This is a genomic window from Agromyces sp. NPDC058064 (assembly GCF_042885275.1).
GTDB lineage: Bacteria > Actinomycetota > Actinomycetes > Actinomycetales > Microbacteriaceae > Agromyces.
In genome coordinates this window covers 29,000-42,736 of sequence record NZ_JBHVSE010000006.1, presented here as the reverse complement: position 1 = coordinate 42,736, position 13,737 = coordinate 29,000, and the positions used below count along the sequence as shown (strand labels likewise).

Annotated in this window: 15 protein-coding genes; 3 read left to right on the top strand and 12 right to left on the bottom strand. The window is 74.0% G+C overall.

The window, feature by feature from the left end:
• Nucleotides 1-158: 158 nt before the first annotated feature.
• Entirely contained in the window at nt 159-701 is a 543-nt protein-coding gene (locus ACFVSL_RS17155) for a hypothetical protein (protein WP_386942197.1), read from the bottom strand.
• 128 nt (nt 702-829) lie between these two features.
• On the opposite strand from ACFVSL_RS17155, the gene ACFVSL_RS17150 reads away from it, so the two are divergent.
• A complete protein-coding gene (locus tag ACFVSL_RS17150; RefSeq protein WP_386942196.1) occupies nt 830-1,153 on the top strand; it encodes a hypothetical protein in 324 nt (107 codons plus the stop codon).
• 19 nt (nt 1,154-1,172) lie between these two features.
• On the opposite strand, the gene ACFVSL_RS17145 is transcribed toward ACFVSL_RS17150, so the two are convergent.
• The 6 genes from ACFVSL_RS17145 to ACFVSL_RS17120 are packed head-to-tail and all read right to left on the bottom strand — an operon-like array spanning nt 1,173 to nt 7,981.
• A complete protein-coding gene (locus ACFVSL_RS17145; protein ID WP_386942195.1) occupies nt 1,173-2,333 on the bottom strand; it encodes an alcohol dehydrogenase catalytic domain-containing protein in 1,161 nt (386 codons plus the stop codon).
• 7 nt (nt 2,334-2,340) lie between these two features.
• Nucleotides 2,341-3,201: a phosphonatase-like hydrolase gene (locus tag ACFVSL_RS17140; protein ID WP_386942194.1), complete on the bottom strand. Its 861-nt coding sequence runs from the start codon at nt 3,199-3,201 to the stop codon at nt 2,341-2,343.
• Nucleotides 3,198-4,349: a TIGR03364 family FAD-dependent oxidoreductase gene (locus ACFVSL_RS17135; RefSeq protein ID WP_386942193.1), complete on the bottom strand. Its 1,152-nt coding sequence runs from the start codon at nt 4,347-4,349 to the stop codon at nt 3,198-3,200. The genes ACFVSL_RS17140 and ACFVSL_RS17135 overlap by 4 nt, the downstream gene beginning before the upstream one ends.
• Nucleotides 4,346-6,109 (bottom strand): phosphonate ABC transporter, permease protein PhnE, encoded by a 1,764-nt coding sequence (gene phnE, locus ACFVSL_RS17130; RefSeq protein ID WP_386942192.1) that lies wholly within the window; start codon nt 6,107-6,109, stop codon nt 4,346-4,348. The genes ACFVSL_RS17135 and phnE overlap by 4 nt, the downstream gene beginning before the upstream one ends.
• Nucleotides 6,109-7,005 (bottom strand): phosphonate ABC transporter ATP-binding protein, encoded by an 897-nt coding sequence (gene phnC / locus ACFVSL_RS17125; RefSeq protein WP_386942191.1) that lies wholly within the window; start codon nt 7,003-7,005, stop codon nt 6,109-6,111. Before phnC ends, phnE begins: the two co-directional genes overlap by 1 nt.
• A gap of 49 nt (nt 7,006-7,054) precedes the next feature.
• Complete coding sequence (locus ACFVSL_RS17120; protein ID WP_386942190.1) at nt 7,055-7,981, bottom strand: phosphate/phosphite/phosphonate ABC transporter substrate-binding protein; 927 nt, start codon at nt 7,979-7,981, stop codon at nt 7,055-7,057.
• A 215-nt stretch (nt 7,982-8,196) separates the two neighbouring features.
• On the opposite strand from ACFVSL_RS17120, the gene ACFVSL_RS17115 reads away from it, so the two are divergent.
• Together ACFVSL_RS17115 and ACFVSL_RS17110 are read left to right on the top strand one after the other, a co-directional pair.
• A complete protein-coding gene (locus ACFVSL_RS17115) occupies nt 8,197-8,913 on the top strand; it encodes a GntR family transcriptional regulator (protein WP_386942189.1) in 717 nt (238 codons plus the stop codon).
• Nucleotides 8,910-10,136, top strand: a complete 1,227-nt coding sequence (locus tag ACFVSL_RS17110; RefSeq protein ID WP_386942188.1) for an alpha-D-ribose 1-methylphosphonate 5-triphosphate diphosphatase — start codon at nt 8,910-8,912, stop codon at nt 10,134-10,136. The genes ACFVSL_RS17115 and ACFVSL_RS17110 overlap by 4 nt, the downstream gene beginning before the upstream one ends.
• Here ACFVSL_RS17110 and ACFVSL_RS17105 read toward each other — a convergent pair.
• From ACFVSL_RS17105 to ACFVSL_RS17085, 5 genes are all read right to left on the bottom strand, one after another.
• Nucleotides 10,090-10,284 carry a hypothetical protein gene (locus tag ACFVSL_RS17105; protein WP_386942187.1) on the bottom strand — a complete coding sequence of 65 codons (195 nt, stop codon included), beginning with the start codon at nt 10,282-10,284 and terminating at the stop codon, nt 10,090-10,092. The genes ACFVSL_RS17110 and ACFVSL_RS17105 overlap by 47 nt on opposite strands.
• A complete protein-coding gene (locus ACFVSL_RS17100) occupies nt 10,281-11,219 on the bottom strand; it encodes an SDR family NAD(P)-dependent oxidoreductase (protein ID WP_386942186.1) in 939 nt (312 codons plus the stop codon). Before ACFVSL_RS17100 ends, ACFVSL_RS17105 begins: the two co-directional genes overlap by 4 nt.
• Nucleotides 11,216-11,551: a chorismate mutase gene (locus ACFVSL_RS17095; RefSeq protein WP_386942185.1), complete on the bottom strand. Its 336-nt coding sequence runs from the start codon at nt 11,549-11,551 to the stop codon at nt 11,216-11,218. The genes ACFVSL_RS17100 and ACFVSL_RS17095 overlap by 4 nt, the downstream gene beginning before the upstream one ends.
• A gap of 107 nt (nt 11,552-11,658) precedes the next feature.
• Entirely contained in the window at nt 11,659-12,981 is a 1,323-nt protein-coding gene (locus ACFVSL_RS17090; protein ID WP_386942184.1) for an FtsX-like permease family protein, read from the bottom strand.
• Nucleotides 12,978-13,703 (bottom strand): ABC transporter ATP-binding protein, encoded by a 726-nt coding sequence (locus ACFVSL_RS17085; protein ID WP_386942183.1) that lies wholly within the window; start codon nt 13,701-13,703, stop codon nt 12,978-12,980. The genes ACFVSL_RS17090 and ACFVSL_RS17085 overlap by 4 nt, the downstream gene beginning before the upstream one ends.
• Between the last annotated feature and the right edge of the window lie 34 nt (nt 13,704-13,737).

Genomic DNA, 13,737 nt, shown 5'->3' with positions numbered 1-13,737 from the left:
CGCTGCCGAAGATGGTCGGCCGGGTACGCGAGATCGCACCGCGGCCATGGTCATGGCCGGGCGGAGAGACGTGGATGGTCGGGTCGCTCCGCCTCAGGCGGTGCGGGGCCGCGCGATCATCATCGCGGCGAATCGGTTGCACACGAGGATCGACGCTATCAGGTGCTGCCGCCGGGCGGGTCGACGAGCAGCCCCACACGGTCCTCGAGGTAGCGGCCGAGCTCGGCGAGCGCGCTCGGCTGGCCGGGATTCCAGCGCACGAGCACGGTCGCGCCGTCGAGCACGATCGGGCCGGATGCCCCGGCGCTCGCGAGCTCGCCGAGGTCGATCGCCGGCGCGTCGAAGTTGACGGTCTCGCCCTCGGCGATGCCGCCCTTCACCGCGGCCGCCTGCCACGCCCGGTGCTCGGCGACGCTCTCCGCGAGCACGCTGCGCCGGGCGGGCCGCTCGGCGCGGACGACGTGCCCGGTCGCGTGCAGCGTGCCGTCGGCGGAGAGCAGCAGCACCCCGAGCCGCCAGACCCGCCCCCGGTCGGCCATGCGCGGGGCGCGGGCGACGCCGAGCACCGGCTTCGGCTGCACGAGCTCGGCGAGCACCTCGTCGCGTGCGCGCGCGGCGGCGAGGCGAGCGGCCGCCGCGGCGAGCGCCGCGCGCAGCGGTTCGAGCGCGTCGTGCGGCGCGGGGCCCGTGGCATCCGTCACCGTGCACCGCCTCGCGGTGCCGGCGCGATCGCGGGAGTCCGGGCCGTCATTCCCCCATGTTCCCGCGATCGGCGCCGGAGCGGAAATCTCCGTACTCGGGCATGTGAGGCGCTGCCATCATGGACGGCATGCAGAGACTCCCGCGGATCGCGCTCGCCTCCCTGTTCTTCCTGGTCGCGCTCGCCGCGACCGCGATCGTCGCGACCGCCATCCCGCTCGACTACGTCGTGCCCGACGGCGACGGGGGCGCGGTCGGGCGCGTCGCGGTGTTCGAGCCCGCCGTCGCCGGCACCGTCATCGCCGGCGTGCTGACCCTGCTCGAGATCGGGTTCCTGGTGTGGTGCGCCGTCCAGACCCCGCCGCGCTTCGCCTGGGTCGTCGCCGCGCTGCTCGCCGTCGCCGCGATCGTGGTCGTCGTCGTGGTGATGAACGAGCCCCGGCCGGTCTTCTGAGCCGGGCGGCCCCGCCGGGTCAGGGGTGCGGCCGGCGTCCCGGCGCGACCCCGACGCGCACGTGCTCCCCCGTCGCCGCCTCGGCGAGCGCGCGGTCGATCTCGTCGAGCGGGTGCGTCGTGCCGACGAGCTCGTCGAGCGGCATCGACCGCCAGGACCGCTCGAGGAAGGCGACCGCCCTGGCGAGCTGCCCTGGGGTGTAGTTGTGCACGCCGGTCACGGTCATGAGGCGCCGCACGACCGTCTCGGGGTCGAGCCGCACCTCGCTGCCCGGCGAGACGCTGCCCACGAGCACCGCGACACCGCCGACGCCGGGCGCCGCGATCGCGGTCCGCACCGCCGGGGCGGCGCCCGACGCCTCGATCGCGATGAGCAGTTCAGGCGTCCCCCGCGCGGCGAACTCGGCGAGCACGGTGTCGAGGTGCTCGCCGCTCCCCGGTGTCGCGCCCGGGTCGACCGCCAGCGCGCCGAAGCGGCGGACGAGCACGCGCCGCGAGGCATCCGGATCGGAGACGACGACCTCGGCACCCGCCTCGCGCGCGATCGCGGCGACGCTGAGCCCGATCATGCCGCCGCCGGTGACGAGCAGCGGCGCCCCGGCGAGCGGCACGTGCGCCGCCGCCGCGTCGAGCGCGGCCACCGCCGTCGCGGTCGCACACGACGCGGGTGCGGCGACGAACGCCGGCAGTTCCTCGCTCACGCGGACCACCGCCGTGCCGGCCTTGAGCTGCACGTGGGTCGCGAATCCTCCCGAGAGCTCCCAGCCGCGGTGCACGCGCTCGTGCCCGTACTTCGCGAGCGAGCGGCACTTCTGGGCGAGGCCGCGGCGGCACCGGTCGCAGTCGCCGCAGCTCACCGCGACCGACCAGACGACGCGGTCGCCGAGCTCGAGCGGGGCGCCGTCCGCGCGCACCGCCCCGTCGCCGACGGCGACCACGCGGCCGACCTGCTCGTGGCCGAGCACGAGCGGCGCCGGTGCGGGGCGATCGCCGCGCGCGGTGTGCACGTCCGAGCCGCAGACGGTCGCGAGCTCGACCTCGACGAGGGCCTCCCCCGCCGAGAGGTGCACGCCCGGCGCCGCGAGCGCCTCGTGCGGGCGCCCGGGTTCGTACCAGACCATCGCGACGGGCGAGGGCCTGAGGATCAGGTCGGGTCCGGCGACTCGCACCACGGTGTGCATCGCGCGCCTACTCGCCGTGCAGGCCGAGCAGCACGGGCAGCTCGACGATGCTCTCGATGACGGCGTCGGCGCCGGCGGCCTCGAGCGCGTCGCGATCGTGGGCGCCGGTCAGCACGCCGACGACGAGGCCGGCCCCAGCGGCGACGCCCGACTCGATGTCGCTCACCGTGTCGCCCACGACGACCATCGCCTCGACCGCGCTCGTCTCGGTGCGCAGCAGCGCCGTGAGCGGCAGGTCGGGGTGCGGGCGGCCGCGGCCGGCGTCGGCGGGCGAGAGCGCGAGGTCGGCGAGGCCGTGCCACTCGAGCGCGTCGAGGATGGCGTCGCGCGTGACGGGCGAGAAGCCGGTCGTGAGCACGACGGCGGCACCGGCCTCCCGCAGGCGCTCGATGACCCGCGCGGCTCCGGGGATCTCGACGACGCCCTCGCTCGCGACGAGCTCGGCGTACGCGCCCTCGAACTCGGCGTTCGCGTGCTGCGCGGCGTCCTCGTCGCCGTCCGCGAGCACGCGGAAGACCTCGATCTTCGACTGGCCCATGGTGTCGCGCACGTACTCGAGGGCCTCGGCGAAGTCGTCGCCAGTCGCGATGCCGCTGCGCTCGGCGGCGAGGGCGAAGGCGCGCTCGACCACGCCGTCGTCCGCGACCGTGGTGCCCGCCATGTCGAGCACGATGAGCTCGATCTCACCCTCCTCGTCGACGTCGTCGGGGTCGGCGAGCTCGGCGAACTCGTCGAGCTCGGCCAGTTCGTCCGCGGAGATGCCGGTGATGCCGGTGATGTCGGTGACCGCGGTGTCGGTGGTGTCGGTGGTGTCGGTGGTGTCGGTGGTGTCGGTGGTGTCGGTGGTGTCGGTGGTGTCGGTGGTCATGATCGCCCTTTCTGGGAGGTGGTCGAAGATGCGGAGAGCGCGAGGCCGACGACGTGCTCGGCGAGTCCGAGCCCGCACGTCATGCCGATGCCGGTCGTCGCGATCGCGAGGTGCACGCCCGGCTCGGGCTGCTCGATGAGGAACTCGTCCGGTCCGCTCGCGTAGACGCCCTGCCAGCGCTCGATGACCCGGGGCCGCGGCACGCCGAAGAACGAGCCGGTCACCTCGAGCAGCGCCTCGAAGGCGGCCTCGCCCTGGAACGGCGCGACGGTGGCACCCCGGTAGTGGGTGTCGCCCACGATGAGCGACCCGTCGGGCAGCTGGGTGTACATCTGGTTGAGGTCGAGGGCGGCGAGATCGGGGCGCTCGGCGTGCAGCCGCTCGCGCAGGCGGCGCGCCGACTCGGTGGCCGCGAAGGCGCCGTAGCGCACGAGCGACCAGCCGGTGAGCACCGGTGCGGGCAGCGGCGCCGCCAGGCCGGCGTCGACGCGCAGCATGTCGAGCCCGCAGCGCACGATGCCGCGCTGCTCGGCGAGCTCGGGGAACAGCAGGTCGAGGTCGTGGTTCACCGCGACGACGATCTCGTCGGCGTCGATCGGTCCGCGACTCGTCTCGACGCGACCGGTTCCGACGCGGCCCACCGCGGTGCGGCGACGGAACTCGACGCCCTCGCGTTCGAGGTGCGCGGCGATCGCGACGAGCGCCTGGCGGGGGTTCGCCTGCAGGTCGCGCGGCAGGAGCGCCCCGCCGACCGCGGTGCCCGGCGCGAGCGGGATGCGCGCCTCGGCGTCGCGCGCGTCGAGCAGGGCGACCTCGCCGTCGCCGCGCAGCGCGGCGAGCTCGGCGAGCACGGCGAGCTCGTCGTCGTGGCGGGCGGCGACGAGCGTGCCCGACTCGCGCAGCCAGACTCCGGCATCGCGGGCGAGCTCGAGCCAGCGCTCGCGCGAGGCGAGCGCGAACTCGCGGGCGATGCCGTGCTGCGGGGTGAAGCAGAGGTGGCCGAAGTTGCGGATCGAGGCACCGCTCGGCTCGCTGCCGCGCTCGATCACGACGACCCGCAGGCCCCGCCGATGCGCAGCGAGCGCGGCGCCGAGGCCGACGACCCCCGAACCGACGACGGCGACGTCGAAGCCGGCCGCGCCGCTCACCGGAACACCCGCCGCATCCACATCGCGATGCCCTCGACGACGAGCACCGTCACCAGGATCATGAGCACGATCGCCGTGACCACCTGGTAGTTCGAGCCCTGACCGGCGTTCAGCAGGTAGTAGCCGATGCCGCCGCCGCCCACGATGCCGAGGATGGTCGCCGCCCGGATGTTCGTGTCGAGCAGGTAGAAGCTGTGGCCGAGCAGCGCCCGCACGCCCTGCGGCAGGGTCGCCGAGGCGTACACCTGCGACCGGCTCGCACCGGTCGCGCGGAGCGCGCGCTCGGGGCCCGGCTTCACCTCCTCGAAGGAGTCGGCGATGAGCTTGCCGGCGAGGCCGATGCCGCCGAACGCGAGCGCGAGCGTGCCGGCCTGCGCCCCGAGCCCGGTGATGACGATGAGCACGATCGCGAGGATCACCTCGGGGATGCCGCGGATGACGACGAGGAGCAGCCGCATCGAGGTGCGGGTGGCGCCGTTCGGGGCGACGTTGCGCGCGGCGAGCGAGCCGACGAGCACCGACACGACGATCGCGAGCAGGGTCGCGGCGAGCGCGATGCCGATCGTCTGACCCATCGCGCCGAACATCGTCGCGGCGTCGTAGTTGCCGAAGTCCGGCGGCCAGAACTGCACCGCGATGGCCGGTACCTTCGCCCAGAAGGTGATGAGGTCGCCCCACTGGATGTTGCAGATGAGCACGCTGCCGACGACGACCGCGAGCGCGACCCAGCCCCAGACGGTGTTGCGGATCCGCACGGCGTCCCACGGGCGGCGGAGGGCGGCCTCGAGCGACCCTGCCGCAGGCCCTCCCGCGGGTCGAGTGCGCGACGAAGGAGGCGTATCGAGAGTCGCTCCGGCACCGCGCCGCACCCGCCGCACGAGCCGGTCGCCGAGCCCGCGCCCCGTCGGCGCCACCCCGAGCATGGCCGCGCGCACGACGCTCGAGACCACCTCCATGACGATGCAGAGCGCGAACATGACGAGGGCGATGCCGAGGCCGAGCGAGTAGTTCAGCGACTTGAACGCGAACGACATCTCCATGCCGAGGCCGACGACGCCGACGTAGCCGAGCACGACCGAGCCGCGCAGGTTGATGTCGTTGCGGTGCAGCACGGTGGCGACCCACGACGGCAGCACCTGCGGCAGGATCCCGCTCGTGAACTCCTGCCACTTCGAGCCGCCCGCGGCGCGGATCGCGAGGCGAGGACCCTCGTCGATCTGCTCGATCGCGTCGGCGAAGAGCTTCGAGATCATGCCGATCGAGTGGATGCCGATGGCGAGGATGCCGGGCAGCGAGCCGAGCGAGAACATCAGCACGAAGACCATGGCGAGCACGACGTCGGGGATCGCGCGGGTCAGCACGGTGACGAAGCGCCCGAACGCCTGCCAGCCCGCTCCCGGGGTCGTGTTCGAGGCGGCCAGGTAGGCGACGGGCACCGAGATCGCGGCGGCGAGCAGGGTGCCGCAGAGCACGAGCCCGACGGTGAGTCCGGTGAGGTAGAGCAGCTGCGCCGGCTCGGGGAAGCTGATCGGGCCGACGCGGGCGAAGAAGCGCTCCGCGTTGCCCCAGCTCTCGACCATGCCCGGGATCGAGATGCCCGACTCGGCGATCGCCACGATCGCGGCGACCACGATCGCGACGAGCGTGAGCGAGGCGGCGATCCGCTCGGGCGACACGCGGCGCTTCGGCGCGCGCTCGGCGATCGAACGGGCATCGGATGCCTCGGCGGGCCGCCGCGACGGTGCGACGAGGGTCGACATCAGCGCGCCCGGTTCTCGCCGGCGGCCACGAGCGGCTCGGCGTCGGCGGCGTCCTCGCGCGCCGGGGCATCCGCGCCGATCTCGTCGACGAGCTCTCGCTCGATGGCCTCGAGCTCGGCGGTGGCCGTCGCGACGCGACCGTAGATCTCCATGACCTCGGTCTTCGAGAGTCCCTCGGCCGGGGTGTCCAGCACGACCTCGCCGTGGCGGAGGCCGACGATGCGGTCGCCCCACGAGAGGGCGAGGTCGACCTGGTGGAGGCTGCAGACGACGGTGAGCCCGGCGTCCATGGCGATCTCGCGGATGAGGGCCATCACCTGCTCGCTCGACTCGGGGTCGAGCGAGGCGACGGGCTCGTCGGCGAGGAGGATCTCGGGGTCCTGCATGAGCGCGCGCGCGATCGCGACGCGCTGCTGCTGCCCGCCCGAGAGCGTGTCGGCGCGCTGGTACGCCCGGTCGAGGAGGCCGACGCGGTCGAGGTGGCTGAGCGCGGCGAGCTTCAGTCGCCGCGGGTAGCTCCAGAGGCCGAGCCGCGGCCCGCGGAGCTCGGCGAGCGCCCCCGTGAGCACGTTCTCGAGCACCGTGAGCGAGGGCACCAGCTCGAACTGCTGGAAGACGAAGCCGATGCGGCTGCGCAGGGCCCGGAGGCGCCGGCCCGTCAGGCGCGGCACCTCCTGGCCGAGGACGCGCACGGTCCCGGACGTCGGGGTCTCGAGGCCGTCGACATGCCGGAGCAGGGTCGACTTGCCCGAGCCCGAGAGCCCGAGGAGCACGACGATCTCCCCCCGCTCGACGCGCAGCGCGGCGTCCCGCAGCGCGACGGTCGAGCCGAACTCCTTCGTGAGCCCCTCGACGTCGATGACGACGTCGGGGCCGGCGGGGGTGTTCTCGTTCATCTCGGGCCTCGTGTCCGTTCCGTGTCCGTGCGCGTTCAGTGCCCGGGGCTCAGCCCTGGCACTGCTCCGCTTCGGTCTTCTCGCAGATGTCGCGGATGGTGTCGTAGTACGCGTCGTCGACCGGCAGGGTCGCGAAGAACACGCTGCGGAAGGCGTCGCTGTCGGCCGACTCGATGCCCGACTCGATGATCTGGTCGATCGTGACCTCGCCGAGGATCTCGGTCAGCTGGGTCTTGAGCTCCTCGGGGAGCGTGTCGGAGACGACGATCGGCGCGCCGGGCACCATGGTCTCGGCGATGACCTCGACCTTGTCGCTCTTCGCGACCTCGCTGTCCTCGGCGAAGCCGGCCTCGCACTCGACGCCCTCGCCGGTCTTGGTGACCGAGACGTCGTGCTTGCCGGCGAAGACCGCGGTGACGTCGGTCTTCGGGTCGACGCCCGCGTCGAGCAGGTTGTAGCTCGGGAACAGGTAGCCCGAGGTCGACGACGGGTCGACGAAACAGACCTTCTTGCCCTCGAAGCCCGCGAGGTCGGTGATGTCGCTGCCCTTGGGCACGATCGCCTGCGAGTAGTAGCCGGGCTCCTGGCCCTCCTCGGTGATGATCGACGAGATCGGGGTGATCGCGGCGCCGTTGTTCGTCGCGGTCACGTAGGTGAAGCCCGAGAAGCTCGCGACGTCGATCTTGCCCGCGACGGCGGCCTCGATGAGGGCGGCGTAGTCGGTCGACTCGTGGTACTCGACCGTCTTGCCGGTCTCGGCCGCGATGTAGTCCATGAGCGGCTGGTAGTTCGTCTCGGTGTCGACCGAGTCGGGCACGACGCCGAAGACGAGGGTGTTCTCGTCGACCGCGAACTTCGTGCCCGAGTCGCCCGCCGCGGCGTCGTCGGCCGCCGAGGGCGACGCGCAGGCGGCGAGGCCGACGGCGAGGAGGGCGGCCGCGGCGAGCGCGGGCCAGGCCTTGGTGCTGAGCTTCATCGGAAACCTTTCGTGACCGCTGCGCCCGGTGCAGGCGCATGCTGTGTTCCGTTCGGTCACGGTAGGCAGCCCCACTCAACGCCGAGGGGACCGACGGTTACCGGAAGGTGAACCGCGAACGACCCTTCGTCGGAGTTGTCCGGAGAGCTCCGCCGAGTGCGCGGGAGCCCCGCCGACTTCACCCGCGGTTCACCCGCCTGGGCGACACTCGCGGCGTGGCTGAGACGAAGTACCTGGTCATCGCCGAGACCCTCGCGGCGGAGATCGCCGAGCTTCCCCCCGGCACGAAGCTCGCCGGCGAGCACGAGATCGCGGCACGGTTCGGGGTCGGGCGGGCGGCCGCCCGCGCCGCGATGCAGGAGCTCGCGCGGCGACTGCTCGTGCGCCGGGTGCGCGGCGGCGGCACCTACTCGGCCAGGCGCATCGACTACGTCATCTCGTCGGCACGCCCGCCCTCGTGGAGCCGCACGGTGCGCGAGGCCGGCTCGGTGCCCCACGGCGTGGTGCGGTCGTGCGACCCGGTCGAACTGCCCGCGGCGGTGGCCCGCAGTCTCGGCCTCGACGCGGGCGCCCCCGGCTACCGCCTGCGCCGGCGCTCGTTCACCGACGGCCTGCCCGCATCGTGGGGCGACGAGTGGGTGCCCTTCGACGTGCTGCCCGACCTGCCGACGGCGATCCGCCACGAGAGCTCCCTCAACGAGATCCTCCGGCAGATGGCCGGGGCGGATCCCGAGCGCGCCTCGTCGCGGGCGAGCATCGAGATCGCCGACGACGAGGTCGCCGCCGAGCTCGAGTGCTCGGGGGGCGATCCCGTCTGGCTCGTCGAGAGCGTGAATCGCGACGCGGCTAGCCGCCGGCTGCTCTGCTTCACCCAGCGCTGGATCCGCGCCGACGCGATCCGCGTCGTGTTCGAGTTGGGCGACCCCGCGTGAGCGGCACCTGGCCCGCGGCCGGCGCCCCCGCCGACTACGTGCTCGGCCACGTGCGGGCCGTGCTGCCGGATCGGGTGCTCGACGACGCCCGCATCGTCGTGCGCGACGGCCTGATCGCCGAGGCCGGCCCGCACCCGAGCGGCGCCGGCTGCGATCTCGACGGCCGCGGGGCGATGTGCCTGCCCGGCCTCGTCGACGTGCACAGCGACGCGCTCGCCCGCGAGCTGCACCCTCGCCCCGGTGCCGCGGTGCCCGTCGGCTTCGCGCTCCGCTCGGCGGAGGCCCGGCTGCGCGCCGCCGGCATCACGACCGCCTACCACGGGGTCGCGTTCCAGTCGCAGAGCCCCGTCGGGCTCCCGATCGGCTCGCCCGGGGCGGGCGAGGTCACCGCGACGATCGACGAGCTGGCCGGTTCGGGCGACGCGGCCGGCGGCACGGCGATCCTCCACCGGGTCGACGTGCGCTGCGCGGACGGGATCGCCGCGCTCGAGGAGCGCATCGCGGCGCATCCGGGCCGGGTGCTCGTCGTCTCGCACGAGGACCACACGCCCGGCCAGGGCCAGTACGCCGACCCCGCGTCGATGCGCCGGTGGCTCGTCACCGGCGAGGGCATGGGCGAGCCGGATGCCGCGGCCCACGTCGAGGCCTGGCGCACCGCCCGCGACGAGAAGCTGGACCTCCGCGACCGCGCGCTCGAGCGGCTCGGCGTGCTCGCACGCGCCGGCCGGATCCGGCTCTTCGGGCACGACCCCGCGAGCACGGCCGACATCGACGAGCTCGCCGCCCGCGGCGGCGCCGTCGCCGAGTTCCCGACGACGATCGAGGCGGCGCGCCGCGCCCGACGGCGTGGGCTCGTGGTCGTGGCCGGCGCGCCGAACGCCCTGCGCGGCAGGTCGCACGCGGGCAACGTCTCGGCGTCCGAGCTCGTCGCGGCCGGCCTCGTCGACGCCCTCGCCTCCGACTACCTGCCGGGCGCGCAGCTCGCCGCCGCCCTCCGGCTGGCCCGGCTCGGACTCTGCACGCTGCCCGAGGCGATCGGGCTCATCGGCTCGGGGCCGTGCCGTGCCGTCGGCCTCGAGGACCGCGGCGCGATCACCGCGGGTCGTCGCGCCGACCTCGTCGTCGCCGACCTCGACGGCGAGTGGCCGCTCGTGCACGAGGTGCTGCGTTCGACGCTCAGCGACGAAGCCGCCACGGGCCGTACGCCGCCCCGAGGCCCGTGACCACGATGCCCGCGAAGAGCCAGCCGTAGCGCGCCGAGATCACGCCGATCAGGGCGAGCACGATGCCGACCACGACCAGGACGCGCGAGAGGCCCCGCCGGAAGCCGGGGCGGGCGAAGAGCCTCGGGCGCCGGGCGGGCTCGCTCATGCCGAGACCGGGAACGGCGTGCCGGTCGCCGCTTCGGCGAAGTCCCAGAAGCGGGCCCCGATCGCGGGGTCGGTCGAGGTGCGCGTGGGCTTCTGGAGGGTCGGGTCGCCCTTCGTCGACCACCGCGGACCCCAGAACTGGCCGCCCTCGGCCTCGGGCGAGGTCAGCGCGTGCAGCGTGACCTCCGCCCCGCGGTGCTTGCCCTGCGCCCAGGCCGCCTGCAGCGCGTCGGCGAAGCGGCCGCCCGCGCTCGGCTCGTTGACGCCGGGCACGCGGGGCGTGCGCCCGCTGATCGAGTAGCCGGGGTGCGCGACGAGGCTCGCCACGCTGCTGCCCGCCGCCCGCAGCCGCCGATCGAGCTCGAAGGCGAAGACCTGCGTCGCGATCTTCGACTGCGCGTAGGCGCGCCAGAAGTCGTAGCCGCGCTCGAGCTGCAGGTCGTCGACGCGGAACGTCGACAGCCGGGTCGACAGCGAGCCGAGCGCGACGACGCGGGCGCCGGGCGCGAGGTGCGGCAGCAGCGCCGCCAGCAGTGCGAAGTGGCCGAGCACGTTCGTCGCGAGCACGAGCTCGTTGCCGTCGGGCGACTCGAGGCGTTCCCCCGGCGTGTGCACCATGCCCGCATTGGTCACGATGCCGTCGAAGGCGGGCCGGTGGCGCAGCCGGGCGGCCCCCGCGCGCACCGAGTCGAGCGAGGCCTGGTCGATCACGATCGGCTCGATGGATGCCTCGGGGCGCGCGCCGCGGATCGCGGACATCGCCGCCTCGAGCCGCTCGGGGCTGCGGCCGCCGAGCACCACATGGGCGCCGGCGCCCGCGAGCCTGGCCGCCGTGAAGAAGCCGAGCCCGGCGTTCGCGCCGGTGACGAGGTACCGTCGGCCGGCGAGCGACGGCAGCTCGAGCGGGTACCAGCCCCGGCGCGACGCGCGGCTCACAGCTCGCCGATGGTGCCGCCGCCGTTCGCGAGCTCCTCGTGGTGCTGGATCACCTCGGCGACGACGAAGTTGAACCACTTCTCGGCGAAGGCGGGGTCGAGGTGCGCGTCGATCGCGAGCGCCCGCAGCCGGGCGATCTGGCGCTGCTCGCGGCCCGGATCGCTCGGCGGGAGCCCGTGCGTCGCCTTCAGCCGGCCGACCTGCTGCGTGAACTTGAACCGTTCGGCGAGCAGGTGGATGAGCGCCGCGTCGATGTTGTCGATGCTCGAGCGGATGCCGAGCAGTTCGCTCATCGCGGCATCCCGGTCGTCGAAGTCGGGCGCGTTGGTCATGCTTCGAGCGTACCCGCGCGCCCGCCCCGCTGCTTCTGCAGGAAATCGGTCGCCATGGTCGGCTGACAGCGCGTCTCGCGTCAATTCTCCTGCAGAAGCAGCGAGGGTCAGGATGACGCGGAGGCGGCCCGGTCGAGCATCGGCTTCGTCGCGAGGAGGCCGAGCCAGACGACCCCGATCCCTCCGGCGAGCACGGCGGCGATGACCGCGAGCGAGAGCGGCGCGACGATGATCGTGATCCCGGTGAGCGGCAGCATGACGACGGCCGCCGTCACGGCCGAGCCGATCGCGGTGATGCGCAGCGGCGACATGACCGCACGGCGCCGCGCGGCCTCCATCGTCGGCGTCGGCATGCCGAGCATGTCGAGGGAGCGGTAGAGCTCGCCCCGGTCGAGGATTGCCGCGGCCTGGTTCACCCCGACCGAGCAGGCGACCATGAGGAACGAGCCCACCACGGTGATCAGGATGCCGGTGCGGATGTCGGCGAACAGCAGCATCGACTCGGTGTCGGCGGCCTCGCCGAACGAGCCGAGCAGTGCGATGCCCGTGCCCGCGAACACGGCCATGAAGCTCGTCATGGCGACGCCCGAGACCTGGCGCCAGGCCGCCTTCGGCGACTCGAGCACGGCCCGGGCCGCGAGCAGCCGCTGGGGCGTCTTCGCACGCCGCGCCTGCGACTGCGCGACGAGGCGGATCACCCACGGGCCGATGAGGTTCAGCACGGCGATCGTGCCTCCGAAGGCCGCCGCGAGCATCGCGAGGATCACCATGATGGAGCCGGCCACCTGCAGCACGCTCATCATCAGGAACGCGAGCGCGATGACCGAGAGCCCGGCGACGATGCGCACCCAGTGCAGCTTCGGGGCATCCTGCCTCGTGCGCACGCCGAGCGGCGAGATGACGACCTGGCGGAGGCCGAGCACGGCGCTCGCGGCGGCGAGCAGCGCGACGCCCCCGACCACGCCGGCGAGCGCGGGCAGGCCGAGCAGCACGCCGTCGACGCCGAGCGGCTCGCCGCGGAACGGGATGAGCGCGATGAGCGGCACGAGGAGGAAGTAGAGCACGACGCCGGCGAGCGCGCCGACGACCGCGAGCACGACCGACTCGAGCACCGCGAGCGCCGACACGGCCCCCGGGGTGGCGCCGAGCAGCCGCAGGGTCGCGAGCCGGTCGTCTCGGCGGCGGGCCGAGAGCCGGGCGGCGGCACCGCCGAGCGAGGCGAGCGGCACGACGAGCAGCACGAGCGCGATCACCGCGAGCGCCTGGTAGGTGACGCCCATCTCGTCGGTCCAGCTCCAGAACGACTGGGCGCCGCCGAGCACGGTGAGCAGCAGCGCGGTGACGATCGCGAACGCGGTGGCGGGCAGCGCGAGCGGGGCGAGTCCGCCCGTTCCCGGGCGCGCGAGCAACCAGGCGACACGGCCGATCATGCGCCGGTCTCCGCACTCGCGCCCGCACCCGCGGGCACCCGCTCGCCGACGATCCGGCCGTCGCGCATGTCGACGATGCGCGAGCAGCGGCCCGCGACGTCGGCGTCGTGCGTGACCACGACGAGCGTGCGGCCCTGCCCCGTCGTCGAGTCGAGCAGCGCCCGCATGACCTCGGCCGAGGTGCTCGAGTCGAGCGCGCCGGTCGGCTCGTCGGCGAACACGACGGCGGCCCCGGTGACCTGCGCCCGCGCGATGGCGACGCGTTGCGCCTGCCCGCCGGAGAGCTGGCCGATGCGGCGGTCCTCCATGCCGGCGAGGCCGAGGGCGGCGAGCCAGCCGCGTCCGTACTCCTCGGCGCGGGCGCGGGGCATCCCGTTCAGCATGAGCGCGAGGGCGACGTTCTCGACCGCGGTGAGCTCGGGGATCAGCAGGCCTTGCTGGAACACGAAGCCGAAGGCCTCTCGGCGCAGGCGCGAGCGTTCGCGCTCGCCGAGCGCGGTCACGTCGACCCGCCCGGCGCCGCCCGACAGGAACGAGACGGCCCCCGAGTCGGGGGCGACGATGCCGGCGAGGCAGTGCAGCAGGGTCGTCTTGCCCGAGCCCGAGGCTCCCATGATGGCGAGCGACTCGCCCGTGCGCACGCGGAGGTCGACGCCGGCGAGCGCGTGCGTCTGACCGAAGGACTTGACGAGGCCGGATGCCTCGAGCACGAAGGAACTCATGCTTCGAGCCTGCCCGGCCGCAACGCGAGAAGCG

Excerpts from the sequence above, each read along its gene's own strand:
- ACFVSL_RS17150 (WP_386942196.1), top strand. The coding sequence starts at position 830 with ATGCAGAGACTCCCGCGGATCGCGCTCGCCTCCCTGTTCTTCCTGGTC.
- ACFVSL_RS17145 (WP_386942195.1), bottom strand. The coding sequence starts at position 2,333 with ATGCACACCGTGGTGCGAGTCGCCGGACCCGACCTGATCCTCAGGCCC.
- ACFVSL_RS17140 (WP_386942194.1), bottom strand. The coding sequence starts at position 3,201 with ATGACCACCGACACCACCGACACCACCGACACCACCGACACCACCGAC.
- phnE (WP_386942192.1), bottom strand. The coding sequence starts at position 6,109 with ATGTCGACCCTCGTCGCACCGTCGCGGCGGCCCGCCGAGGCATCCGAT.
- phnC (WP_386942191.1), bottom strand. The coding sequence starts at position 7,005 with ATGAACGAGAACACCCCCGCCGGCCCCGACGTCGTCATCGACGTCGAG.
- ACFVSL_RS17120 (WP_386942190.1), bottom strand. The coding sequence starts at position 7,981 with ATGAAGCTCAGCACCAAGGCCTGGCCCGCGCTCGCCGCGGCCGCCCTC.
- ACFVSL_RS17105 (WP_386942187.1), bottom strand. The coding sequence starts at position 10,284 with ATGAGCGAGCCCGCCCGGCGCCCGAGGCTCTTCGCCCGCCCCGGCTTC.
- ACFVSL_RS17095 (WP_386942185.1), bottom strand. The coding sequence starts at position 11,551 with ATGACCAACGCGCCCGACTTCGACGACCGGGATGCCGCGATGAGCGAA.
- ACFVSL_RS17090 (WP_386942184.1), bottom strand. The coding sequence starts at position 12,981 with ATGATCGGCCGTGTCGCCTGGTTGCTCGCGCGCCCGGGAACGGGCGGA.
- ACFVSL_RS17085 (WP_386942183.1), bottom strand. The coding sequence starts at position 13,703 with ATGAGTTCCTTCGTGCTCGAGGCATCCGGCCTCGTCAAGTCCTTCGGT.